At 35.5% G+C, this 25165-nt stretch carries 22 protein-coding genes; 20 read left to right on the top strand and 2 right to left on the bottom strand.

What is annotated here, in order from left to right; all coding sequences use genetic code 11:
* Positions 1–8: 8 nt before the first annotated feature.
* The 6 genes from MHH85_RS16555 to MHH85_RS16530 are packed head-to-tail and all read left to right on the top strand — an operon-like array spanning position 9 to position 4998.
* A complete protein-coding gene (locus MHH85_RS16555; RefSeq protein ID WP_340707774.1) occupies positions 9–896 on the top strand; it encodes a methionyl-tRNA formyltransferase in 888 nt (295 codons plus the stop codon).
* Positions 893–1561, top strand: a complete 669-nt coding sequence (locus MHH85_RS16550) for a PIG-L deacetylase family protein (RefSeq protein WP_340707773.1) — start codon at positions 893–895, stop codon at positions 1559–1561. The genes MHH85_RS16555 and MHH85_RS16550 overlap by 4 nt, the downstream gene beginning before the upstream one ends.
* Entirely contained in the window at positions 1558–2634 is a 1077-nt protein-coding gene (neuB, locus tag MHH85_RS16545) for an N-acetylneuraminate synthase (protein WP_340707772.1), read from the top strand. Before MHH85_RS16550 ends, neuB begins: the two co-directional genes overlap by 4 nt.
* Positions 2627–3253 carry an acetyltransferase gene (locus tag MHH85_RS16540; RefSeq protein ID WP_340707771.1) on the top strand — a complete coding sequence of 209 codons (627 nt, stop codon included), beginning with the start codon at positions 2627–2629 and terminating at the stop codon, positions 3251–3253. Before neuB ends, MHH85_RS16540 begins: the two co-directional genes overlap by 8 nt.
* Positions 3254–4303, top strand: a complete 1050-nt coding sequence (locus MHH85_RS16535; protein WP_340707770.1) for a nucleotidyltransferase family protein — start codon at positions 3254–3256, stop codon at positions 4301–4303.
* Entirely contained in the window at positions 4300–4998 is a 699-nt protein-coding gene (locus tag MHH85_RS16530; protein ID WP_340707769.1) for an acylneuraminate cytidylyltransferase family protein, read from the top strand. Before MHH85_RS16535 ends, MHH85_RS16530 begins: the two co-directional genes overlap by 4 nt.
* A gap of 123 nt (positions 4999–5121) precedes the next feature.
* Here the strand turns inward: MHH85_RS16530 and MHH85_RS16525 are convergent, their stop codons facing one another.
* Positions 5122–5931: a flagellin gene (locus MHH85_RS16525; protein WP_340707768.1), complete on the bottom strand. Its 810-nt coding sequence runs from the start codon at positions 5929–5931 to the stop codon at positions 5122–5124.
* Between the two features lie 142 nt (positions 5932–6073).
* Between MHH85_RS16525 and MHH85_RS16520 the strand changes: the two genes are divergently transcribed.
* The 10 genes from MHH85_RS16520 (at position 6074) to MHH85_RS16475 (ending at position 17715) form a co-directional block, all read left to right on the top strand.
* The gene (locus MHH85_RS16520; protein WP_340707767.1) at positions 6074–6433 is read left to right on the top strand and encodes a flagellar protein FlaG; all 360 of its coding nucleotides are present in this window, start codon (positions 6074–6076) and stop codon (positions 6431–6433) included.
* Between the two features lie 26 nt (positions 6434–6459).
* On the top strand, positions 6460–8781 hold the full coding sequence (fliD, locus tag MHH85_RS16515) for a flagellar filament capping protein FliD (protein WP_340707766.1): 2322 nt from the start codon (positions 6460–6462) through the stop codon (positions 8779–8781).
* A 36-nt stretch (positions 8782–8817) separates the two neighbouring features.
* Positions 8818–9222 carry a flagellar export chaperone FliS gene (gene fliS / locus MHH85_RS16510; protein WP_340707765.1) on the top strand — a complete coding sequence of 135 codons (405 nt, stop codon included), beginning with the start codon at positions 8818–8820 and terminating at the stop codon, positions 9220–9222.
* Complete coding sequence (locus MHH85_RS16505; RefSeq protein ID WP_340707764.1) at positions 9222–9581, top strand: flagellar protein FliT; 360 nt, start codon at positions 9222–9224, stop codon at positions 9579–9581. Before fliS ends, MHH85_RS16505 begins: the two co-directional genes overlap by 1 nt.
* Positions 9582–9695: 114 nt before the next feature.
* Entirely contained in the window at positions 9696–10088 is a 393-nt protein-coding gene (locus MHH85_RS16500; protein ID WP_340707763.1) for a PilZ domain-containing protein, read from the top strand.
* Between the two features lie 127 nt (positions 10089–10215).
* Positions 10216–10773, top strand: coding sequence for a ribosome hibernation-promoting factor, HPF/YfiA family (hpf, locus tag MHH85_RS16495; protein ID WP_193738485.1), 558 nt, complete (start codon positions 10216–10218; stop codon positions 10771–10773).
* Positions 10774–10960: 187 nt separating this feature from the next.
* On the top strand, positions 10961–13351 hold the full coding sequence (locus MHH85_RS16490; protein ID WP_340707762.1) for a bifunctional diguanylate cyclase/phosphodiesterase: 2391 nt from the start codon (positions 10961–10963) through the stop codon (positions 13349–13351).
* Between the two features lie 78 nt (positions 13352–13429).
* Complete coding sequence (secA, locus tag MHH85_RS16485) at positions 13430–15940, top strand: preprotein translocase subunit SecA (RefSeq protein WP_340707761.1); 2511 nt, start codon at positions 13430–13432, stop codon at positions 15938–15940.
* A 151-nt stretch (positions 15941–16091) separates the two neighbouring features.
* Positions 16092–17193 (top strand): peptide chain release factor 2 gene (prfB, locus tag MHH85_RS16480; protein ID WP_193738488.1). Its coding sequence is split into 2 segments (ribosomal slippage): positions 16092–16166 and positions 16168–17193, totalling 1101 coding nucleotides; the frame shifts between segments, so codons are not numbered across the junction.
* A gap of 144 nt (positions 17194–17337) precedes the next feature.
* Positions 17338–17715, top strand: coding sequence for a hypothetical protein (locus tag MHH85_RS16475; protein ID WP_193738489.1), 378 nt, complete (start codon positions 17338–17340; stop codon positions 17713–17715).
* Here the strand turns inward: MHH85_RS16475 and MHH85_RS16470 are convergent.
* Positions 17693–18184 (bottom strand): competence protein ComK, encoded by a 492-nt coding sequence (locus MHH85_RS16470; RefSeq protein WP_053417755.1) that lies wholly within the window; start codon positions 18182–18184, stop codon positions 17693–17695. The two genes, MHH85_RS16475 and MHH85_RS16470, sit on opposite strands and share 23 nt — an antisense overlap.
* A gap of 185 nt (positions 18185–18369) precedes the next feature.
* On the opposite strand from MHH85_RS16470, the gene MHH85_RS16465 reads away from it, so the two are divergent.
* From MHH85_RS16465 to MHH85_RS16450, 4 genes are all read left to right on the top strand, one after another.
* Positions 18370–18618, top strand: coding sequence for an IDEAL domain-containing protein (locus MHH85_RS16465; RefSeq protein WP_370588295.1), 249 nt, complete (start codon positions 18370–18372; stop codon positions 18616–18618).
* Positions 18619–18961: 343 nt separating this feature from the next.
* Positions 18962–20944: an excinuclease ABC subunit UvrB gene (uvrB, locus tag MHH85_RS16460; protein WP_340707760.1), complete on the top strand. Its 1983-nt coding sequence runs from the start codon at positions 18962–18964 to the stop codon at positions 20942–20944.
* Positions 20945–20949: 5 nt separating this feature from the next.
* On the top strand, positions 20950–23817 hold the full coding sequence (uvrA, locus tag MHH85_RS16455; RefSeq protein WP_340707759.1) for an excinuclease ABC subunit UvrA: 2868 nt from the start codon (positions 20950–20952) through the stop codon (positions 23815–23817).
* A 78-nt stretch (positions 23818–23895) separates the two neighbouring features.
* Positions 23896–25104, top strand: coding sequence for a DUF4097 family beta strand repeat-containing protein (locus tag MHH85_RS16450; protein WP_340707758.1), 1209 nt, complete (start codon positions 23896–23898; stop codon positions 25102–25104).
* The last annotated feature ends 61 nt before the right edge of the window (positions 25105–25165 follow it).

The following is a 25165-nucleotide window of genomic DNA, read 5'->3' as shown; positions in this document are numbered from 1 at the left end:
GGCAAAACATGAAAATATTATATATAGGATGCGTACAATCAAGTGAAAATTTTCTAAAGGCTTTAATAAATAATACAAGTGTAGATATAGTAGGTATTGTAACAAAAAAGAAATCTAATTTTAATGCAGACCATGTATCACTAGTTACAATTGCAGAACAAAATAATATAGATTGGCTAGATTATCAAGATAACAATAACCTATTAAATTGGATTTCTGAAAAAAAACCCGATATTATTTATTGCTTTGGGTGGTCACATTTATTGCCTAAAGAGATTTATAGAGTTGCTAAAAAAGGTGCAGTTGGTTATCATCCAGCCCTTTTACCACAAAATCGGGGAAGGCATCCTATTATTTGGGCTTTGGCTTTAGGATTAAATGAAACAGGTTCAACTTTTTTTAATTTAACTGAAGAGGCCGATGCAGGGGATATATTGAGTCAAAGAGTTGTAAGAATAAGTGATAGTGATGATGCAAAAACGCTCTATAGCAAACTTTTAAAAGTTGGAGAAGAGCAAGTTGTTAAATTGACAGAGGATATAATTAATAACCGAGTTAGATCGTTTCCGCAAGATGAGAGTAAAGTTAATTATTGGAGAAAAAGAACAAAGGAAGACGGAAAAATCGATTGGAGAATGGGAAGTAAAACTATTTTACAATTAATTAAAGCTCTAACAAAGCCGTATGTAGGAGCTCATTTTACTTATGAAAATAGAGATTATAAAGTTTGGGCAGCAAAAGAAATAATATATGAATACAATATATATGCTAACATTGAGCCTGGAAAAATCGTAGCTATAACTTTAAATTCTTTTATAGTAAAAGTAGCAGATGGCTTACTCGAAATTACAGATTGTGAATTAGATATTATTCCAAAAGTAGGAGAATATTTATGAATAAAAAAATTATTATAGTCACGCCCCATCCAGATGATGAAACATTAGGCTGTGGGGGTACTTTATTAAAATATAAAAAAGAAAACCATGATCTTTATTGGCTAATTGTTACCGGTATGGGGGGTTCCTTTACAAAAGAACGAAAACTGAAACGTCAAAAAGAAATTGATACAGTGGCAAAAATTTATGATTTCAAAGAAGTATTCCAATTGGATTTTCCAGCAGCGGAATTAGATTGTATTCCGATGGGAGATATCGTTGGTCGTATAAGTCAAGTTTTTTCAAAAGTAATGCCACAAATAGTTTTTACACCTTATCCTGGAGATATTCATAGTGACCATAAGGTTGTATTCGATGCTACTATGTCTTGTACGAAGTGGTTCCGTTATCCTTCGGTTGAAAGGGTGCTTGCGTATGAAACTTTATCTGAAACAGATTTTTCTATTGATCCAGATGTTAATGGGTTCAGACCAAATGTCTACATTAACATTGGTGGGTTTTTAGAAGAGAAGATTAAGATTATGAATATTTATGCTTCCGAGATTAGCGCATTTCCCTTCCCAAGAAGCGAGAAAGCTATCAAATCGTTGGCATATTTAAGAGGTGCAGCGAGCGGTTATGAAGAGGCAGAAGCATTTATGTTACTGAAGGAGCGAATAGAATGACAAATACTTATATCATTGCAGAAGCAGGAGTCAATCATAATGGTTCCTATTCGATTGCGAAAAAGCTTGTCGATGTTGCAAAGGAGGCTGGAGCAAATGCAGTTAAATTCCAAACATTTCGTGCGGAGAATTTAGTGACAAAAGAAGCGATGCAAGCAGATTATCAAGTGGAAAATTTAGGTGAGGCTACATCTCAATATGAAATGTTAAAATCATTGGAATTATCATATGAAGAATTCACAGCACTGAAAAGCTATTGTGATGAAATAGAAATCGAATTTTTATCTACGCCATTTGACCATGATAGCGTGGATTTTTTAATTGAAGATTTACAAATGCAGACTATTAAAATACCATCTGGAGAGCTGACTAATTCACCTTTTATCCATTATATTGCGACTAAGAAAAAGAAAATGATTATTTCAACGGGTATGGCTACAATTGCAGAAATACATGAAGCCTTATCCTTTGTCGCATATGGCTTATCAAAGCCGTATGAGGAAGTTTCTATCGAAAACGTCTATTCTTATTATAAAACAAATGAGGCTAAAGAGACTTTACAAAAATTTGTAACGGTACTACATTGTACAACCGAATATCCAGCACCTTTTGAAACAATCAATCTAAAAGCTATGAATCAGTTAGCTGAAGAGCTAAATTTGCCAATTGGATTTTCTGATCACTCTCAAGGGATCTCAGTTCCAATTGCTGCAACTAGCATGGGAGCAACTATCATAGAGAAGCACTTTACATTGGACCGAAATTTACCGGGACCAGATCATGTAGCTTCATTAGAGCCAATGGAATTAAACGCTATGATTGAAGGTATCCGTCAGATTGAGAGTGCTTTAGGAACAGGATTAAAAGAACCAACACCAATTGAGATGAAAAACAGAGTAGCTGCTAGAAAAAGTCTTGTGGCAAGTACTGATATCAGACAAGGAGAAATATTAAAAATATCTAATATCGCTGTTAAAAGACCTGGTAATGGCATATCTCCATCAAAGTATTGGTCGATTTTAGGGAAAAAGTCTACTAAATTTTATAAAGAGGATGAACAAATCGATGAATAAGTCGATAATAATAATAGGAAATGGTGGACAGGCTTCTGTTTTAACAGAAATCTTATTATTGCAACATCGAGATATATTGGGTTTTACTGCACCGAAAGAAGAAGTAAATAGATACGGCTTAAAGTATCTTGGAACAGATGCAGTAATTACTAACTATAATCCCGAAGAGATAGAACTTGTCTTAGGAATAGGAACTGTTCGTATTTCAAATTTTCGTGAAACTCTTTTTGAAAAAATGAATAAAATAGGATATACATTTGCAACATGCATTCACAATAAGGCTATTATTTCAAAAACAGCTATTTTAGCTGAAGGTACCCAAGTGATGGCTGGAGCAATTATACAACCACATGCTCAAATTGGTAAGAATACGATTATTAATACTGGGGCAATTATTGAACATGATTGTGTAGTAGGATCTCATGTTCATATTGCACCGGGTACGACTCTATCAGGCAGTGTTATTATAGGTGACGGGTCTCATATTGGTACAGGTAGTTCTATTATTCAAGCTGTTGAAATTGGTGAAAAAACACTTATTGGTGCAGGTGCTGTAGTTATTTCAAATATAGGTACAAATAAAAAAGCTTTTGGAGTACCTGCAAAGGAAGTGAAATAGTTGAAAAATTGGAGAAGTATCTTAGTTAATGAAAATACAACACTTTTAGAAACAATGAAAATCATCGACGACTCTTCCATGCAATTTGCAGCAGTGGTAGATGAAACACTGAATTTACTAGGTACTGTAACCGATGGAGACATTCGCAGGGGTATTTTAAGAGGTGAAGGATTAGATGTCCCAATTAAACAGGTAATGAATGCTTCTCCTGTAAGTGCATGCATTAATAATACATATAGTGATTGTTTGAATCTGCTAAAAAAACATAAATTAAAGCAATTACCAATTATAGATATGGATAATAAAATTATTGATATCATTTTTGCTGATGAGGACCCAGCTACTAAAAATAATGGAAATACGGTTATTTTAATGGCAGGAGGCCTTGGTACACGCTTACGTCCATTAACTGAAAATATTCCTAAGCCAATGCTAAACGTAGGAAATAAGCCGATTTTAGAAACGATTATAGAAGGTTTTAAGCAATATGGCTTCACTAATTTTATACTATCTGTAAATTATAAAAAAGAAGTCATTCAAGATTATTTTCAGGATGGTTCAGCTTTTGGGGTGTCCATTTCTTACATAGAAGAAGATAAAAGAATGGGAACGGCAGGGGCTTTATCTTTATTGAAGGAAAAACCCTCAAGCCCTATTTTTGTTATGAATGGAGATTTGTTAACTCAAGTAAATTTTGAACAGCTTTTGCAATTTCATGAAGAGACAGAAGCGGCTGCGACGATGTGTGTACGTGAATATGAATATCAAATACCTTATGGTGTTATTGAAACGGAAGGACAGCAGTTAGTTTCAATTAAAGAAAAGCCAATGCATAGAAGCTTTGTGAATGCAGGAATTTATGTATTAAGTCCAGAAGTGTTTGATTATATTCCACAAGATGAATTTTATGATATGCCAGATTTATTTAAAAAATTAATGGATGAACAAAATAATGTATCAGCATTTCCTGTGAGAGAATATTGGTTAGATATTGGACGAATGGCAGACTTTGAGCAAGCTAACTCTGATTATAAGGAGGAAGTAAAATGAAGCCAACCTTTTTAGCGGTGATTCCTGCGAGAGGTGGATCTAAAGGTATCCCTCGTAAAAACATCAAAGAATTAGCAGGGAAACCACTCATTGCTTGGACAATTGAAGAAGCAAAAAAATCGAAGTATATAACGAGACTCATTTTGTCTTCAGAAGATCAAGAGATTATTCAAGTAGCAGAAGAATATGGCTGTGAGGTTCCCTTTGTAAGACCATATGAATTAGCAAGAGATACAACATCGGGTATGGAGCCTATATTACATGCCATTGCTCAATGCCCAGGTTATGATTATATTATCATGCTGCAACCAACTTCTCCGTTGAGAACGGTAGAAGATATTGATAATGCCATTGAAAAGCTACTTGAAAACGATAGTAACTATTGTGTTAGTGTAGTGGAAACATCTGAATCTCCTTATTGGATGTATAAAATGAGTGAAGAAAAAGTTTTACAACCTTTACTTGCAGATGAACCAATCGCTGTAAGGAGGCAAGAGTTGCCTGTAACATACTCATTAAATGGTGCTATTTATATAGGTAAAACAAAAGTATTTCAAGAGTCAAAATCTTTTTTAAATAATGATACAGTGGGCTATTTAATGAGTAAGGAACATTCATATGATATTGATAGTATGATGGACTTTATAATTTGTGACACTTTAAAAAAAGATGTAGAATGTTTATCTAAAAGCTAATAGCTAAATATAATTTTTTATTCTTCCTTTTACATTCAAGTTTGTGTTTATTTTCTTTTAATAAAGAAGCTACAATAAAAGTCATGTTACTTCGACTTTTATTGTAGCTTTATTTTTCTTTGTTTACTTAAATAGACCTAGAATTGATTGAACATTTCGATTGGTAGATTGTATTAGTAATTCGTCACCTTTTTGAACTATGTTTTGTTTTACTAAATCCATCATTTCAAGAGCCATATCTGGATCGCGAATTAGAGATTCTGATTTTTGAAGACTTTCCTCTGTACGGCCTACATTTTCGTGATGCATAGATATTGCATTATAGTCTGCACCTACGTCAGTTAATTTCTTTGAAGTAAAAGCTAATGCTTTGTCGATTTTTGCTATTAATTCATTTGCACTAGAATTCGTTTCTAAACTAGCATTTTCTAAATCCAATGCTTTAGTGCTTACATCTACTGTATCAATTGCTAGTATTTGACCTGAATTCGCACCTGCTTGGATATAAATCGGACGGATTTCCCCTAAAATCTTATGGGTATTAAATTCCATATGATTTGCAGTATCATTAATAGAATTCATTAATTGATCCAATTCTTTTTGTGCAGCATATCGATCATTTTCAGTTAATGTATCATTTGCTGCCTGAACTGCTAATTCACGACCTCGATGTAGAGCATCATTTACATTCTGTAATCCAGAATCAGTAACCTCTAAAACAGATAATCCATCTTGCATATTTTGTTGTGCTCGAGACAAACCTTTAATTTGAGTACGCATTGCTTCAGATATACTGAGCCCAGAAGCATTTAAAGAAGCTCGAACTATTTTATCTCCACCCGATAACTTCTCCAGTGTTTTTGTGATTGCAGATTGATTTTTTTGAACACGGTTATTTGCAAAGGACGTCCATGCCTTATCTTGTATCCTCAATCAATTCACCTCCATGTGAAATATTTGTTTTCAAATGTAATATCGGTTGAAACTTGTGAAATTTTTAGATTTGGTAAAAGATCCTTAGATGATTCCGATAATAACAATAAGAAATATTGTGAGTGTAGGAGGATTGAATCAAATGCGAATATCGTCACAAGCACCCATAGAGAATGCCACAACTACTGTTGTACCCCAAACTAAACCGAATGTTGAAGTGGGTGAAATAAACAAAATGATTAACGTGCAACAGCAGTCGCAACAGGAAGAACAACCAACTAAAGAAACATTAGACAGAGCTGTGAATGCTCTAAATGAGTTTATGGAATTTCATAGCAAAAATTCTAAATTTGTGCTACATGACGGACTAAATCGTTACTTTGTACAAGTAGTAGACACCGAAACAGATGAAGTGGTTCGTGAAATCCCACCAAAAAAACTGTTAGATGCTTATTACACAATGCAAAAGTATTTAGGGATGGTAGTAGACGAAATTATCTAAAGCAAGATTACTGGGAGGTAATATAAATGGTAAACCGTGTAGGTGGATTAGCATCTGGAATGGATATTGATGCATTAGTAGAAAAGTTAATGACAGCAGAACGTGTACCACTAAATAAATTAAATCAGAAGAAAACGACGTATGAATGGCAACGTGATGCATATCGTGCAGTAAATACAAAGCTAAAAACTTTTAGTGATTATTTATTTGACAACTTTTCATTATCAAGTAATTTTGCGAAAAAAACGTCAACTGTAACGGGTGTTAATAGCGGTAAAATCACTGTAAATGCAGGTTCAGGTGCATCAGGCACATTAGATATACAAGCTGTGAAACAATTAGCAACAGCGGCTAAAACAGATATTGCGACTGCTAATAAAACGTCTCATCGATATGCTACAGAAACAGATTCATTAGATGATATTAATGTTACGCCAGGTACTATTACATTAAATGTTACAACTAAAGCTGCAGATGGTAAACTTACAACAACTCAAAAGGATATAACAATTGAGGCCGGAGATTCAATTAAAGATTTTGTGGATAAATTGAAAAGCGCTGGTTTAGATACATCCAGTTACGATCCTTCTACAGGAAAGTTTAAAATTTCAGGTAAAGACACCTCATTTACTATTGATGACCAACAGAGTGCAGAAAAATTAAAATCATTTGGTTTTTCTACTTCTACTACAGTTGAGGGTTTAAAAGTGACAAATGATGAAGGAAAAGAAGTAGCTGCTTCTAAAACGACTGATTTAAATACACTTAATATAAGTCAGGGAATATATAATTTCAAAGTTGGAGATAAAAATGTTTCTATTGAAGTTAAAGCAGGCGACACTATTGAATCATTACTAACTGAGCTTAATAAAGAGGGAAATGGTATTAAAGCTTCTTATAATGAAACAACTGGAAATTTATCCATTTCAGCTAGTAAATCTGGAGAAACAGTTACAGCCGCAGATCCAGATGCATTTGAAATGTTAAATAAACTTGGTATTAAATCAACTACATCACAAAGCAGTGCTCACACTATTAAAAACAAAGACGAAAGTGAATCTAATGCATCGTCTGGTTCAACAGTATTAGGGCATTTAGGTCTTAAGAATGGCTCAATTACATTAAATGTAATACAAGCAGATGGTTCAATGAAAGAAACAAAGGTTTCATATAATGAAACAGACTCAATAGATACATTTGTTAAACGTTTAAACTCATCTGGAGCAGGTGTAACAGCAATATTTTCTCAAGGTCAAATGTCGATTGTTGCAAATAATACTGGTAAAGCTATAGATCCAAGTGTTAAAAGTGAAATTCAAATTGTGACAAATGTTAAAGATTCAGATGGTAATATAACCCAAAATAAAGAAGGTAAAGAACTATTTGCTGCATTAGGATTTATTAGTGCAGATGAAGCGGCTAATAATGAAAATATTAATTTAGTTTCTGAAAATAATCATGGTCAAAATGCAATTTATGCAGTAAACGGTTTAGTCATGGAAAGCCAATCCAATACAACTAGTATTTCAGGATATAGTTTAACACTTAATAGTACATTTAATGCTAATAATCTAGTTACTGATAATAATGGTAAGACAACAATTCAAGGAACTATTTCGGATAGTATTTCTGTTACATCGACAAATGATATTAATTCAATGGTAGACAAAGTAAAAGAATTTGTTACAAAATATAACGAATTGATTGAAGGTATGAATTCACAAATCAAAGAAACAAAATATCGTGAATATACGCCTTTAACTGCTGAGCAACGTAAGGGTATGTCTGAAAGTGAACAAAAATTATGGGATGAAAAAGCAAGAAGTGGGCTCTTAAGAAGTGATTCTATTATTCGTAATGGATTAAGTGATATGCGTAATTCAATTTATGGACAAGTAAATGGTTTAGGAGATAAAGTCATGGATACATTGTCTGAAATGGGTATCACTACATCAAGTAGCTATAATGATGGCGGTAAGCTTGTTATTGATGAAACAAAATTACGTAAAGCATTAACGGATGATCCTGAGCTTGTAACTAAAACATTTACACAAGCCGGAGAAAAAGATGCTCCTGAGGGAGATACTCGTGGTATTGTACAACGTTTACGTGAATCAATGAGTGATTTTACTAAAAGCATAGAAAGCAAGGCTGGTCGTGCTACAATGACTGATAACCAATATTCAATTGGTAAGAGTTTGGTAGATACAGATAAGCGAATCACTACTTTAACAGATCGTTTAAAAGACGTTGAAGCACGCTATTGGAAGCAATTCTCTGCAATGGAAGCTGCAATTAACAAAGCTAATTCACAATCGTCAATTTTCGCGCAATTTGGCGGACAATAACTGGTATAATAGTAGTAAACATTTTGAAGGAGTTGTATGATTTTGGCAGCACAATCAGCGCATCAAGCCTATAAACAAAATAGTGTGACGACGGCATCCCCTGGTGAGCTTACGTTAATGCTTTATAATGGATGTATTAAGTTTTTACATAAAGGTAAACTTGCTATTGAGACTAAAGATGTAGAAGCGAAGAATACGAATCTATTAAAAGCACAGGCAATTATCTCTGAATTAATGTCAACGTTGAACATGGATATCGAAATTTCAAAACAGATGCTAAATTTATATGAATATATGAATCGTCGTTTAGTTGAGGCGAATATTCAAAATGATGTAGCAATAATTGATGAGGTTGAGGGCTATGTTGTAGAATTCCGTGATACATGGAAAGAAGTTATACGTTTAAATCGTCAACAACAATTCACAGGGAATCAGATTTGATGGGAAAAGTGCAGCAATTGCTAATTGCCTCTGAACAGCTTTATTCCCACTTAACAAATTTACCAGCTGATCAAGACCGTGATGCTTTTATCGAGAAGATAGATACCTTATTGGATGCTCGTGGAGCTATCATAGATGATTTGCAGGGTAACGAGCCGAATGCATTGAATAATCATCCGCTTTTAAAGAATCTTATTGAATTGGATAAAGGAATTCAAGAACGTCTTTTGAAAGTGAAAAATATGATTAAAGCTGATATGCAGCAACTCCAAACAACTAAAACTTCGGAGCAAAAATACACGAATCCATATGCCTCTGTTCGTACGATGGATGGCATGTATTATGACCGAAAAAAATAACTCCAACCCTCCTCACCCAATGAGGAGGGTTTTATAATCACTTATACCTATCAATTTACCAATATAAACAATTTATTAATAATGAAATTACATAAAAAGAGAAGGTGAGTTCTGATGAAATATAATCGCTTGGAGTCGTTTCGCCATATTCTTCAAGAGCCTGTGAAAGCTGAATTTCGTTTGTGTATGGATGGCAAAGAACGGGGTAAATTATCAAGTAAAGTTGACTGTTTGATTTTAGAAATGAGTCCGAGTGGCTTGAGGTTATCAACACCTTTAAATTTGCCTGCGGAGAATTATTTAATTCGAATGGAGTTAATGTTTGTTCTTTTTTCGAAGCCTATACGTACAATAGGTGAAGTGAAATGGAAAAAATCAGGTAATGGCTCGTATGTATATGGAATTGATTTAGAAGAAGATGAAGCGGTTGAAGAGATGATTATTTCAGAACTCAAAGCGAGACGACGTACTGAAGTGATGACTAATAAAACGTCTTCTGATAATTGAGTGTTCAATATTTCGACAAATTTCTGCAGAATTCCTAAATTTTTTAAAAGTTTTTTACGGTTTAAGAAGGAGTTTTTAGGGAAATGTAGAATTAGTAAGACATGGTTGAAATAAAGGAGGAGTTTACATGCTAACATTTAACATTCGTGGTGAAAACATTGAGGTGACTCCAGCAATTCGAGAGTACGTTGAAAACAAGATTCAAAAAATGGAGCGTTATTTCAACGAAGATTTCGAAGCAACAGCTAACGTTAACTTGAAGCTTTACAATGATAAGCAAACTAAAGTTGAAGTAACTATTCCTATGAAAAACCTAACATTACGTGCTGAAGAGCGCAATGCAGATTTATATGCAGGTATTGATTTAATTATCAACAAACTTGAGCGACAAATTCGTAAGCACAAAACAAAAGTGAACCGAAAATTCCGTGAGCGTGAAGGTGTAGGCTATTACTTTGCTACTACTCAATCACCGACTGCAGCGGCTGTTACTGAGGAAGAGGACGAATTAACAATCGTGCGTACTAAACAATTCTCATTAAAACCAATGGATCATGAGGAAGCTGTTCTTCAAATGAACCTACTTGGTCATGACTTCTTCATCTTTACAGATGCAGAAACAGACGGTACGAACATAGTCTATAAACGTAGCGACGGCAAATACGGCTTAATTGAAACTAACTAACCAATTAACATTTCATCCCTCCTTTATTAGGAGGGGTGTTTTTTTATGCCGAAAAATGGATTTAGTATAAATATATATATTGAAAATTTCTTTAATTTTCCAATTTAATATTTGTATTGCAATATTTTTTCCATGTAATAAAATAGTTATAGATTAGTTCTTATGTATTATTAGAAGAGGTGTGTTAGTGGTTAAAAAGTTTTGGTTAAATGAAATAAGCTTTACTTGGAAAGTTTTAGTACCTATGTTAATCGTCGTACTTTCTTTTTTTATACTTACTGCAACTTATACATATTCGAATACAAAGAAAATACAATTACAACAATTGGAAAAGGAGCTTTCACTTGAAATACAAAGTATTGAGAAGCAATTTTCAAATGAGTTATTTCAAAAAAGGTTGATTGCCGAGCGTATCGGTGAAAAGAATGAAGTAGAAGCGTACTTACAAAAAGCGTATACACGTGACAATGTGAAATTTAATGACCCAAATAATTCTGTACAGAAATTATTAGATGATGCTAAAAGTAAGATTAGTTATATTGATCGTATGTGGATTACTAATGCTGATGGAGAGTTTCTGATGGGGAATTCAGGATTATCGGCTGAGGATATGATGGGTATAAAACAACGTCCTTGGTTAACACTAGCTACAAAAAAAGAAGGAGTTATTTATACAAAACCCTATCAAGATGAATATACGAAAATGCGTACAATCAGCGTAATTTATCCAGTTACCAAAAATGGTAAGAAATTAGGTTATATAGCCATTGATATGGCCCTAAATAATATTTTACCTACCTCTAAAACAGGTGGTATCACGGGTCAAAATATCCTTCTTTTCTCTTCAGATTGGCAAGTATTATTCGACGAGAATCAAATGTGGTCATTATTAAAAAAAGAGCATATTCCATTGAACATAAGCTCAACGGTCTCTATTGATAAAGGGAAGTATTATGTCGAATTACGTAAAGTGAGTAATAGTGATTGGAAGATGGGCGTTTATGTTCCCGTAGAGAAAGTATTAGCACCTTTAAAAGATTTCCAAAAGAGAATTGTTTTTTTCTGGTTAGTCGCTATTCTTATTTTACTTTTTGTCATTAAGACTGTGATGACTTATTCAATGAAAGATTTTAATTCCGTAGTTGACCAGTTAAAGCAAATTGAAAAGGGAGATTATACAAAGAAATTCAAAATTCAACGCCGAGATGAAGTAGGAAGAATAGCAGATGCAGCAGAACATATGGGGAAACAAATACATAAGCAGATGGAAATTTTGAATTTTCAAGCAAGCTTTGATATGCTAACTAAACTACCAAATCGCTCTTCCATTGAGCGTCGAATAGATGTCGGAATTCGTCATTGTCGCTTGCAAAATGACGAAATGACTGTCGCTTTTATTGATGTCGATAATTTCAAAGATGTAAATGATACACATGGTCATGCTTATGGTGATGAGTTATTAATTCAAGTTGGGCAACGAGTGCAAACGATGATAAGTAAAAGTAGTTATCTAGGTCGCTTCGGCGGAGATGAATTTATATTATTACTTAAAGCAAATTGTGAAGCTAGTTGTCAAAATCTAAAAGAAATACTGCTACTATTCAATGAACCATTCCATTTGAATGGTCATGATATATACGCTACTGCATCTATAGGTGTTGCCATATATCCGAGAGATAGCAAATCAAGGGCAGGGTTATTGGCGAAGGCAGATACAGCTCTCTATGAAGCGAAGAAACAAGGGCGGAACCGGGTTGAATTTTTCCAAGGTGAGATGCAGGAAAGTTTTGAAAAAAAGATGCGTTTAGAGGCGGGGTTACGGACCGCACTTGAAAATAATGAATTTGAGTTATTCTTTCAACCGCAGTTAAATGTTTCTTTAGGGTTTATGGCGAGCGCAGAGGCCTTAATTCGCTGGAATCATCCAGAGTGGGGAATAGTGCCCCCTGATGAATTCATCCCTTTAGCGGAGAGTTCTGGCCAGATACGTTCAATTGGCGCTTGGGTCATTGATGAAGGAATTAAGATGGCAAAGACGTTAAAACAGCATTATCCTAGATTACATCGAATCGCTTTAAATATTAGTTCGGTGCAACTAAGAGAACGAAATTTTGTTGAGCAAGTAAAAACTGCAATTGCAAAATACAATATTGACCCTTCTTTAATTGAGCTAGAAATTACAGAATCCGTTGTCATTGATCGTTTAGAGGAAACAATTGAAAAACTTACAGCGTTAAAAAAATTAGGAATTGCTCTTGCTTTAGATGATTTTGGGACAGGTTATTCGTCACTTAATTATTTACGTCGTTTGCCAATTGACAGGGTAAAGCTCGATCGATCGTTTATTCAAGAAATGGATGAAGATCCTAAAATGGCAACAATGGTGCATTATATTATTGAAATGGCGCATAGTTTAGGACTGAAAGTTGTGGCGGAAGGTGTCGAAACAGAGAAACAAATGCAAATGTTAAATATGCTACAAGTGGACAAGATACAAGGCTATTTTTATAGTAGACCTATAACACAAGAAGGACTTTTCACATTTGTAGATGAAAAATATGGAGAAATTCAATTGTAAAATAACTAGGGTTCATTTGCACTAAGTATCAAATCAGTGTTAAAATGAGCTTTGAGACTATATGGGATGTGAAGATAAATGCTTGGCATATTAAATAAAGTTTTCGATTTTAATAAACGTGAAATTAAACACTTATCAAAAGTTGCAGATGCTGTTGAAGCGTTTGCTGGACAAATAGAGAAATTATCTGATGAAGAATTGAAAGCAAAAACAGAAGAATTTAAAGAACGCTATGCAAATGGTGAAGATTTAGATTCGCTTCGTCCTGAGGCATTTGCTGTTGTTCGTGAAGGAGCTCGCCGTGTTTTAGGTATGTTCCCATTCCGCGTACAGCTTATGGGGGGCGCTACCCTTCATGAAGGTAATATCGCCGAGATGAAAACGGGTGAAGGTAAAACGTTAACTTCTACTTTACCTGTGTATTTAAATGCGATCACTGGTAAAGGTGTTCATGTAATTACAGTCAACGAATACCTTGCAAGTCGTGATGCTGCAGAAATGGGTAAACTATATGAATTCCTTGGTTTAACTGTAGGTTTGAACTTAAATAGTTTGTCTAAAGATGAAAAACGTGAAGCATATAATTGTGATATTACTTACAGTACAAACAATGAGTTAGGATTCGATTACTTACGCGACAACATGGTTCTTTATAAAGAAGAGCGCGTGCAACGTCCACTTTACTATGCTGTAATTGATGAAATTGACTCCATCTTAATTGATGAAGCGCGTACGCCTTTGATCATTTCTGGACAAGCTGGAAAATCAGCTCAACTATATAAACAATCAAATGCATTTGTACGTACTTTAAAAATTGATGAAGATTATACGTATGAAGAACAAACAAAAGGTGTTACGTTAACCGAGAAAGGTATTGAAAAAGCTGAAGGTGCATTCAATATCGACAACCTTTTTGATTTAACACATGTAGGATTAAACCATGCTATTAACCAATCGTTAAAAGCACACGCTTCAATGCATCTTGATGTAGATTATGTCGTTCAAGACGGGGAAATTGTGATCGTTGACTCTTTCACTGGTCGTTTAATGGATGGTCGTCGTTATAGCGATGGTCTTCACCAAGCGATCGAGGCGAAGGAAGGTCTTGAGATTCAAAATGAATCCATGACAATGGCAACAATTACGTTCCAAAACTACTTCCGTATGTATGAAAAGTTATCTGGTATGACAGGTACAGCGAAAACAGAGGAAGAGGAATTCCGCAACATTTACAATATGCAAGTTGTGACAATTCCAACAAATAAACCGATTGCTCGTGATGACCGTCCCGATTTAATTTATGCTTCTATGAAAGGCAAGTTTGAAGCTGTTGCAGATGACATTGCCGAACGCCATAAAAACCAACAGCCAGTTTTAGTAGGTACAGTTGCTATTGAAACATCTGAATTGATTTCGAATTTACTAACAAAACGTGGCATTCCACATGAAGTATTAAATGCGAAAAACCATGAACGTGAAGCTGAAATTATTGCTGAAGCAGGTTCAAAAGGATCAGTTACAATTGCAACAAACATGGCTGGTCGTGGTACAGATATTAAATTAGCTGATGGCGTATTAGACATCGGTGGTTTAGCTGTAATTGGTACTGAACGTCATGAATCTCGTCGTATCGATAATCAATTACGTGGTCGTGCTGGTCGTCAAGGTGACCCTGGTGTGACTCAGTTCTATCTTTCTCTTGAAGATGAATTAATGCGTCGTTTCGGTTCTGATAATATGAAGAATATGATGACTAAACTAGGCATGGATGATACTCAACCAATTCAATCTAGTATGGTATCTCGTGCTGTAGAATCAGCGCAAAAACGTGTTGAAGGTAACAACTTCGACTCTCGTAAGCGTTTATTACAATATGATGATGTTATGCGTCAACAACGTGAAATTATCTACAAAGAACGTTACGAAGTTCTTGAAACGGATAATATGCGTGATTTAGTTGAAACGATGATTGATGAAGTGTTAGTGAACACAGTAAATGCTTATACTGCATCAGATTCGGAAACTGATTGGAACTTAAAAGCAATTGAAGACTTCGTTGCAGCGAATTTATTACCTGAAGGGGTTATCACTGTTGAAGATTTACAAGGTAAATCAGTTGATGATATCCTAGATGAAATTCGTAAAGAAATTAAAGCGCATTATGATGAAAAAGAAGCAGAACTTTCAGCAGAGCGTATGCGTGAGTTTGAGAAAGTAATTTTACTTCGTGCAATTGACTCTAAATGGATCGATCATATCGATGCTATGGACCAATTACGTCAAGGTATCCATTTACGTGCATACGGTCAAACTGATCCACTTCGCGAATACCAACAAGAAGGTTTCGAAATGTTCGATGCTATGGTTGAAGCAATCCGCGTAGATGTTGCAAAATATGCGATGAAAGCTGAAATTCGCAGCAATTTAGAACGTGAAGAAGTGGCGAAAGGCCAAGCCGTTAACCCTAAAGAAGACGGCGAAAAAGTGAAGAAAAAACCAGTCCGCAGCAAAGATGCAAACATTGGTCGTAATGATTTATGTCCATGTGGTAGCGGTAAAAAATATAAAAACTGCCACGGTGCGGTATAATAAAGCCTAATTGTATGATTAAATGAATAGGTGGCAACTAACAAAACATGGGGGGATTTTATCCTCTCATGTTTTATGCCGTCCTAAGGGGTAATCATTTAGGCAAAGATTATTGTGAAATAATCAAACCAAATTTGGAGGAATACAAAAAATGTTTGAATTAGCAGACGTGCGTAACGAGTTAGACAATTCAGCTAAGAAATTAGCGGACTTCAGGGGGTCTCTTTGACTTAGAAAACAAAGAGGCACGAATACAAGAATTTGACGAATTAATGCTTGAACCAGAGTTCTGGAACAATCAACAACAAGCACAAAATGTTATTAACGAGTCAAAGGGCTTAAAAGAAGTTGTGAATGAATATAAAGAATTAGAAGATACACAAGAAAACTTAGAAATGACATTAGAATTACTACGTGAAGAACCTGATGAAGAATTACAAGAAGATTTAGCCGTGGAGTTAAAAGAATTCGTAGCACGTTTAAAAGAATTCGAACTACAGTTATTATTAAGTGAACCGTATGATAAGAACAACGCAATCTTGGAACTTCACCCGGGCGCTGGTGGTACCGAGTCACAAGATTGGGGTTCGATGTTATTACGTATGTATACACGTTGGGCTGAAAAACGAGGCTTTAAAGTTGAAACAATGGATTATTTACCAGGCGATGAGGCCGGCATTAAGTCGGTTACATTGGCTATCAAAGGGCATAATGCGTATGGCTATTTAAAAGCTGAAAAAGGTGTTCACCGTCTTGTACGTATTTCGCCTTTCGATTCATCAGGTCGCCGTCATACTTCATTCGTATCATGTGATGTGATGCCAGAATTCAACGACGAAATTGAAATTGATATTCGCACAGAAGATTTAAAAATTGATACGTATCGTGCAACTGGTGCAGGTGGTCAGCATATTAATACTACTGACTCCGCTGTTCGTATTACACATATGCCAACAGGTACGGTTGTTCAATGTCAGGCTGAACGTTCACAAATTAAAAACCGTGAAAAAGCAATGGGTATGTTAAAAGCGAAGTTGTATCAATTGAAAATTGATGAACAACAAGCGGAATTGGATGAAATTCGTGGAGAACAAAAAGAAATTGGCTGGGGTAGTCAAATTCGTTCTTACGTATTCCACCCATATTCAATGGTAAAAGACCACCGTACAAGTGCTGAAACAGGAAACGTGCAAAATGTTATGGATGGTGACATTGATCAATTTATCAATGCTTACTTACGATCTAAACTTTAATTTAACTATGAAAAGCCATTCGACGGAGTAATTCGTTGAATGGCTTTTTTGCATGTAAAAAGGGTATGCTTCCTACTTGCAATTTCTTATAAACGTAGTAAAATACAAATTAAGAACAAATGTTCCTATTTTGGAGGTGGAAGCATGTCGCGTATCCCAAATGAAGCTCTTGTAGTGCTTGAAACAGTTATTTACTTACCAATGGTACTATCCATTTTCGAAAGAGACTGTAAAGCATTTGAACAAGGAACATTCAAATTGAAGCGGCCATATATCGATTTAGTGCATGAAGCGATGAAACAGGTGCAAAGTGAATTACATGCAGCTCATCAATATTTGCAAAAAAACCGGCTTAAAATTATGCGAGGAAATCGTGATGAGTTATTTTCGGAATATATTTTCATTTACAATAATAATGAAGAACATCGTCGGTATTCTAATATTCGATTACGTAACCGAGTAGAAGAATTGTTATCAATTTATTTAACACAAGTTCAATTTAAAAAAGAGAAGGACGTTTAATCTCAAAACGTTGTTGTAAAAAGTATGCCATTGCTAGTTGAGTTCTCATTGTGATAACTGATACGTCTACTTCGACATCCTGACCATTTTTAAAAGACACAAGACTTTTTGATGGGCCAGCATCTTCAAAAAACTCAATTGCATGCATAGCAAACCACACATTATAATGCGAACTAGGCGATAAAGTGGGCATGAAAATACAAGGTGTACCATAATCATATGCAACAACAATCGGTAGTTTATGGCGTGCGCCAAGATATTCTTTTGACTTGTTAGTAGCAAGCTTAAAAGAAGTACCATAGTCAGAGCAAGATTTATGTATTACTCGAGATGGCCTTGCATCTACAAGAAATTCTCTCTCCTTTTCAACTACTCTTGTGTAAATGTGATTACCCTCAAAAACTGGCATAAGTGCAAATGTACTAAAAGACAATGTAAAATTCGATAATTTTGTCAGTTTTTCATCCAATACTTGTTCCTCCCTTCGAAAATGATTGAAATTAGTATAATTTCACTATCATTTTAACTATAATTGGTATAAAGCGCAATGATAAAATGGGATATATAATTAAAATTCCCTATATATTACCTATACTTTAAATTAAGATTGCTTATTTTTCTGAAATTTCTTATAATAGAAAAAAGGCATTCGAGGTGAGATCGTTGGATAAATATTATTCCTATACCGATTTTCTAAAAGCTCTTGGACGAACTGACAACACGAATAATGCTGAAAAATTATTAGATACGATCTATTTAGATTTGTTCTTAAACCATGTACATCGTGCACAAACGGAAGAGTATCTATTAGCTTGCATTGACTCAGCCCTAGATGAAAGAAATGAAGCCGCCTTTAATAAATACGTAAAAGAATTAGAAAAATTGCAGACGACTGTCGGATAAGCATTGTTAGACGATTAATGATAATAGAAATACTCGTATAAGTTTCGAACTTGTACATAGAGAATTTACAGCATAAAAAATCGTTCCTATATGGGAACGGTTTTTTTTTGAAAAAATAATTGGGAAAATAAAAGCAGCATGAAAGCACAGAAATTATCTTGTTTTTAATTTGAAATTAACAATAGTAAAAGAAGTGAATAAAACCTAAATAACAAATGCCTTGGGAGTACAATAATTGGTAAAACAACGAAACTAGTTTAAAAAACATATGTTCGCTTATCGCTCGATAATTCCAATTTGCTATGGTAAAATATATGTAATTAGTAACAAGGAGGACGTGGCTATGGTTCAGGCATTTGATTTACATTCACCATACAAGCCAAATGGCGATCAGCCAGCTGCAATAGCAGAGCTTGTCGAAGGTGTTCGTCAAGGTAAACAACACCAAACCTTACTAGGAGCAACTGGTACAGGTAAAACATTTACAATTTCCAATGTAATAAAAGAAGTAAAAAAGCCGACTCTTGTTATTGCGCATAATAAGACACTCGCGGGTCAATTATATAGTGAATTTAAAGAATTCTTTCCAAATAATGCAGTAGAATATTTCGTCAGCTATTATGACTACTATCAGCCAGAAGCTTATGTACCACAAACCGATACATATATCGAGAAGGACTCTAGTATTAATGATGAAATTGATAAGCTACGCCATTCAGCAACATCTTCATTATTTGAAAGAGAAGATGTCATCGTCATAGCATCTGTTTCTTGCATTTATGGCCTCGGTTCACCAGAAGAATATCGAGAAATGGTGTTATCCATCCGAACAGGGATGGAAATCGAAAGGAATCAATTGTTACGTAAACTTGTAGATATTCAGTATGAACGTAATGATATTAATTTCACCCGCGGAACATTTAGAGTACGCGGAGATGTTGTCGAAATTTTCCCAGTATCTCGAGATGAGAGATGCTTACGTGTAGAATTTTTCGGTGATGAAGTAGAGCGTATTCGTGAAGTCGATGCGTTAACAGGAGAAATTATAGGCGAACGTGAACATGTCGCTATATTCCCAGCATCCCACTTCGTTACGCGAGAAGAAAAAATGGTCAAAGCCATTGAGAATATTAAAGATGAATTGAAGGAACAACTTGAGAAACTTCGTGAGGAAGATAAATTACTAGAGGCACAACGCTTAGAACAAAGAACAAATTATGATTTAGAAATGATGAGCGAAGTCGGCTTCTGTTCAGGTGTAGAAAACTATTCTCGTCATTTAACGCTAAGACCAGCAGGTGCAACACCTTACACATTATTAGATTACTTCCCAGAGGACTTTTTACTAGTGGTAGATGAAAGTCATGTTACATTACCACAAATCCGGGGAATGTATAACGGTGACCAAGCACGCAAAGGTGTTTTAGTTGATCATGGATTCCGTTTACCATCAGCACTTGATAATAGACCGTTAAAATTTGAAGAATTTGAGAAACATGTTCATAACGCGATTTTTGTTTCTGCTACACCAGGACCTTATGAATTGGAACATACACCTGACATGGTAGAGCAAATTATTCGTCCAACGGGTCTACTTGATCCTGAGATTGAAGTACGACCAATTGAAGGTCAAATCGATGATTTAATCCATGAAATCAATTTACGTACTGAAAAAAATGAGCGTGTATTAATTACAACATTAACGAAAAAAATGTCAGAAGATTTAACGGATTATTTAAAAGAAATCGGGATTAAAGTACAGTACTTACACTCAGAAGTTAAAACATTAGAGAGAATAGAAATCATTCGTGAATTACGTATGGGAGTGTACGACGTATTAATCGGTATTAACTTACTACGCGAAGGTATCGATATTCCAGAAGTATCTTTAGTTGCCATACTGGATGCAGATAAGGAAGGCTTCCTACGTTCAGAGCGTTCGCTTATCCAAACAATTGGACGTGCAGCGCGTAATTCGAACGGTCACGTTATTATGTATGCAGACCGTATGACGGATTCGATGACAAAAGCAATCGACGAAACAAATCGTCGTCGTACAATTCAAGCTGCCTACAATGAGGAGCATGGGATTACGCCAAGAACCATTCAAAAAGAAATTCGCGATGTAATTCGGGCAACACAGGCAGCGGAAGAACAAGAAACATATGTAACGAAAGTATTGAAAGGTAAAAAGCTAACAAAGCAAGAAAGAGAAACACTTTTACTTTCATTAGAAAAAGAAATGAAGGATGCAGCAAAAGCGCTCGACTTCGAACGTGCTGCAGAGCTTCGTGATACAATCCTGGAACTGAAAGCGGAAGGATGAAGGAATTGAAAAACCAAGAAATTATCGTTCAAGGCGCACGTGCAAATAATTTAAAAAACGTAGATGTTAAAATTCCGCGAGATCAGCTAGTTGTTATAACTGGCTTATCGGGTTCTGGAAAATCATCTCTAGCATTCGATACAATCTATGCAGAAGGTCAAAGACGTTATGTGGAGTCCTTATCTGCATATGCTCGTCAATTTCTAGGGCAAATGGACAAACCAGATGTAGATGCTATCGAAGGTCTCTCACCTGCTATTTCTATTGACCAAAAAACAACAAGTCGCAACCCACGTTCAACGGTTGGAACAGTCACAGAAATATATGACTATTTACGCCTATTATATGCGCGTGTGGGCAAACCAATTTGTCCAAATCACGGCATAGAAATTACGTCACAGACTGTGGAACAAATGGTTGATCGACTTGTGCAATACCCTGAACGTACGAAAATGCAATTGTTGGCTCCAATGGTTTCAGGGCGTAAAGGAACACATGTGAAACTTCTTGAAGACTTGAAAAAGCAAGGATATGTCCGTGTTCGAGTTGACGGAGAGTTGCGTGATTTAGATGATAATATTGAATTAGACAAAAATAAAAAGCATAGTATTGAAGTGGTCATTGACCGTGTTGTTTTAAAAGAAGGCGTGGAAGCTCGTTTAAGTGATTCTCTTGAGACAGCACTTAGATTGGCAGAAGGCCGTGTAATGGTTGATGTAATGGAACATGAGGAGCTACTATTCAGTGAACATCACGCTTGTCCTATCTGTGGTTTTTCAATTGGTGAGTTGGAACCGAGAATGTTCTCCTTCAACAGTCCTTTTGGTGCTTGCACAAAATGTGATGGCTTAGGAACAAAATTAGAAGTTGATCCAACGCTTGTAATACCTGATTGGAGTCGCACATTAAATGATGGTGCAATTGCACCTTGGGAACCAACGAGCTCGCAATATTATCCTCAACTATTAAAAGCGGTTTGTGATCATTACGACATCGATATGGATATGCCAGTTGAAGACATACCGAAAGATAAAATGGATAAAATTTTAAACGGTTCGGGTACGGACAAAATCCACTTCCATTATGAGAATGACTTTGGAAATATTCGTGACCAAGATATTGTTTTTGAAGGTGTTCTACGTAATATTGAAAGACGCTTTCGTGAAACAACTTCTGATTATATCCGCGAGCAAATGGAAAAGTATATGGCACAGCAACATTGCCCATCTTGTAAAGGATACCGCTTAAAACCTGAGACATTGGCGGTTAAAATTGATAGCAAACATATTGGAGAAGTGACGGACTATTCTATTAAGGTTGCATACGATTTCTTCTCGACGCTATCGCTTTCAGAGAAAGATATGCAAATTGCCCGATTGATTTTACGCGAAATACTTGAGCGTCTAGGATTCCTCATTAATGTTGGACTTGATTATTTAACATTAAATCGAGCTGCGGGAACATTATCAGGTGGGGAAGCGCAGCGTATTCGCTTAGCAACTCAAATTGGTTCTCGCTTAACCGGTGTTCTGTATATTCTTGATGAGCCATCCATTGGCTTGCATCAACGGGATAATGACCGTTTGATTGATACACTAAAAAACATGCGTGATATCGGTAACACATTGATAGTAGTAGAGCATGATGAAGACACAATGCTTGCGGCTGATTATTTAATTGATGTTGGTCCAGGGGCTGGTGTACATGGTGGAGAAATCGTCGCTGCTGGAACACCTGCCCAAGTTATGAAAAACAAACATTCATTAACTGGGCAATATTTAAGTGGCAAAAAATTCATTCCACTCCCATCAGAACGTCGTAAGCCAGACGGACGTTTCATTACGATAAAAGGTGCTAAAGAAAATAATTTAAAAAATGTTAAAGCGGATATTCCACTTGGTTTATTTATTGCTGTAACTGGAGTTTCAGGATCAGGAAAAAGTACGTTAATTAATGAAATTTTATATAAATCGCTAGCGCAAAAACTGAACCGTTCAAAGGTGAAGCCAGGTGAAGTGAAAGAAATTACAGGTATCGAACAGCTTGAGAAGGTAATTGATATCGACCAGTCGCCAATCGGCCGTACACCGCGTTCAAACCCTGCGACATATACAGGTGTCTTTGATGACATTCGTGATGTATTTGCAACAACGAATGAGGCAAAAGTACGTGGCTATAAAAAGGGTCGCTTTAGTTTTAATGTTAAAGGTGGACGTTGTGAAGCTTGTCGTGGTGACGGAATTATTAAAATTGAAATGCATTTCTTACCTGATGTTTATGTGCCGTGCGAAATATGTCATGGTAAGCGTTATAATCGAGAAACATTAGAAGTAAAATATAAAGATAAGAGTATCGCTGATGTTTTGAAAATGACAGTTGAAGATGCAGTGGAATTTTTCACAAACATCCCTAAAATCTCACGCAAGTTACAAACGATAGTTGATGTTGGTTTAGGCTATATGGAACTTGGCCAGCCTGCTACAACTTTATCAGGTGGGGAAGCGCAGCGTGTAAAATTAGCGTCTGAGTTGCATAAACGTTCAAATGGTAAGTCCATTTATATATTGGATGAACCGACAACTGGTTTGCATGCAGAAGATATCGCTCGATTATTAAAAGTATTACAACGCCTAGTTGAAAGTGGCGATACTGTGTTGGTAATTGAACATAATCTGGATGTCATTAAAACAGCGGATTATATAATTGATTTAGGCCCAGAAGGTGGCGATAAAGGCGGTATGATTATTGCAACTGGAACACCTGAAGAGGTAATTAAAGTGAAAGAATCTTACACAGGACATTATTTGAAGCCAATTATAGAACGCGATCGAGCACGTATGGATAAAGTATTGACAACAGCTACAAACAAGTAGAGATAAATTTTCTAGGTATGTGAAACTTTTTCCATAAACTTTCGTAAATAATAGTAATAAGTAGAAGGAGGCCGAAAAATGCAAAGTGAACGTAAACGCATTTTAACATTGCTTGAAAATGGCACCATTACAGCACAAGAGGCAATATTACTACTAGAAGCATTGGAAAATAAAACAGCAAATACATCAACTGGAGCGAATTCTACAAGTTCCAGCCAAACTGAAATGAATCAACAAGTAGGGCAATCACAACCTGAAAGAGAACAGAAACAAACAAATTATGATGACTTCTTTGAGAAAAAAGAAGAACCAAAACAACAGTCATCTAAACAAAAAACTAGTTCAGAGCAAGAATTCTTTGAAGAAATTAAACAAGATTTCTCACAATTTAGTACAAAGTTTATGGACTTTATGAATACGGCTGTTTCAAAAGTGAAAGACATGGATTTTGACTTTTCATTTGGTGAAAAAAACGCATTCGAACAACGTTTTGATCTAGATAATGCGGACTTTTCTCATATTAGTGTTGATATTCCGAATGGTCAATTGCAAATTAAACCTTCTGTTGATGCAACTGTACATGCAGAATGTCGCGTACGTCCTACAATCGTTCGTTCAGGTGAAGATTTACAGAAAGAATTTCTCAATAAATTTATCTTCACGAACGATCAAGGGAAACTACGCATTATTAGTGATTTGAAATCGATGCGTGTTGATATTGTTCTATATGTACCAATAAGACAATACGAAGCAATTTCAGCGAACTTATTTAATGGTAGTTTTGTATTAACTGATTTGGATGTCAGTAAACTGAAGGTTAAGACAAAAAATGGTCTAATCGATTGTGAAAGATTCGCATTTAAGAGTGCTGAGTTAGAAACCGCTAACGGTGCTATTAAAGTGAAGGATGTAGCAGGAGAAGACCTTGAAGCTGAGACGTTAAATGGCCAAGTGTATATTGACGGTGCAATTCGAGATATAGAAGCGAAATCTGTCAGTGGTCATGTTGTAGTGACTACTCGTGCAATGGATGCGACAAGAATGAAGGCACAAACCGTTGCAGGTGCTGTAGAACTTTATATTCCAAGTACATTGTCACTAGAAGGAGAAGTTTCTTCTAACCTAGGTAAAATGGATGTTCAATTGTCAGATGTTCAATATCGCAATGAGCATGATCAGTTTTTACAAAAATCGGTGCGCTTCTCTAAAAAATTACTAGATGTTTCAACATTAACGATTGATGGTGAAACTAAAACAGGATCTGTCGTTGTTCGATATAATCTGTAATATAAAATAATTTTTAGCGAAGGAGATTCTATCTCCTTCGCTTTTTTAATACATATTTTTG

It is taken from the genome of Viridibacillus sp. FSL E2-0187 (assembly GCF_038006425.1).
Taxonomy (GTDB): domain Bacteria; phylum Bacillota; class Bacilli; order Bacillales_A; family Planococcaceae; genus Viridibacillus; species Viridibacillus arvi.
This window is presented reverse-complemented; position numbering and strand designations above follow the sequence as displayed.

Bases quoted from the DNA above. Each gene is read 5' to 3' on its own strand.
- MHH85_RS16555 (WP_340707774.1), top strand. From the start codon at position 9: ATGAAAATATTATATATAGGATGCGTACAATCAAGTGAAAATTTTCTA.
- MHH85_RS16550 (WP_340707773.1), top strand. From the start codon at position 893: ATGAATAAAAAAATTATTATAGTCACGCCCCATCCAGATGATGAAACA.
- neuB (WP_340707772.1), top strand. From the start codon at position 1,558: ATGACAAATACTTATATCATTGCAGAAGCAGGAGTCAATCATAATGGT.
- MHH85_RS16540 (WP_340707771.1), top strand. From the start codon at position 2,627: ATGAATAAGTCGATAATAATAATAGGAAATGGTGGACAGGCTTCTGTT.
- MHH85_RS16530 (WP_340707769.1), top strand. From the start codon at position 4,300: ATGAAGCCAACCTTTTTAGCGGTGATTCCTGCGAGAGGTGGATCTAAA.
- MHH85_RS16520 (WP_340707767.1), top strand. From the start codon at position 6,074: ATGCGAATATCGTCACAAGCACCCATAGAGAATGCCACAACTACTGTT.
- fliD (WP_340707766.1), top strand. From the start codon at position 6,460: ATGGTAAACCGTGTAGGTGGATTAGCATCTGGAATGGATATTGATGCA.
- fliS (WP_340707765.1), top strand. From the start codon at position 8,818: ATGATTTTGGCAGCACAATCAGCGCATCAAGCCTATAAACAAAATAGT.
- MHH85_RS16505 (WP_340707764.1), top strand. From the start codon at position 9,222: ATGGGAAAAGTGCAGCAATTGCTAATTGCCTCTGAACAGCTTTATTCC.
- MHH85_RS16500 (WP_340707763.1), top strand. From the start codon at position 9,696: ATGAAATATAATCGCTTGGAGTCGTTTCGCCATATTCTTCAAGAGCCT.
- hpf (WP_193738485.1), top strand. From the start codon at position 10,216: ATGCTAACATTTAACATTCGTGGTGAAAACATTGAGGTGACTCCAGCA.
- secA (WP_340707761.1), top strand. From the start codon at position 13,430: ATGCTTGGCATATTAAATAAAGTTTTCGATTTTAATAAACGTGAAATT.
- MHH85_RS16475 (WP_193738489.1), top strand. From the start codon at position 17,338: ATGTCGCGTATCCCAAATGAAGCTCTTGTAGTGCTTGAAACAGTTATT.
- uvrB (WP_340707760.1), top strand. From the start codon at position 18,962: ATGGTTCAGGCATTTGATTTACATTCACCATACAAGCCAAATGGCGAT.
- MHH85_RS16450 (WP_340707758.1), top strand. From the start codon at position 23,896: ATGCAAAGTGAACGTAAACGCATTTTAACATTGCTTGAAAATGGCACC.